Raw genomic sequence first — 250 nt, forward strand, 5'->3', positions numbered from 1 at the left:
GCCACAGACCGCTGTCGGGTAAAAAGTCGTTCGCCTGCCCGTCCAGATGCAGTTCAAAATCGCCCATCTCGTTTTCATGGGCACGCAGGATAGCCTGTAAACGCCCGTCCACGCCCTTCTGCGTCAGCTTCACACCTGCCAGCGGCCAGCGGATTTCATCGATATCAAGCGAGTCAATGATGCGCCAGCGCGAGCGAAGCAGTGCGCCCGGTTCAAAAGCGAGTTGCGGTTCATATACGCTGCCGGTCAG

1 protein-coding gene is annotated in these 250 nt (G+C 58.4%); it reads right to left on the bottom strand.

Going from position 1 to position 250, the window contains the following annotated elements:
- Window positions 1–250: hypothetical protein (locus tag HWD97_RS24395; RefSeq protein WP_371835828.1), on the bottom strand; the 250-nt coding region annotated here is incomplete at both ends.

The organism is Ochrobactrum sp. C6C9 (genome assembly GCF_022627935.1).
Taxonomy (GTDB): domain Bacteria; phylum Pseudomonadota; class Alphaproteobacteria; order Rhizobiales; family Rhizobiaceae; genus Brucella; species Brucella teleogrylli.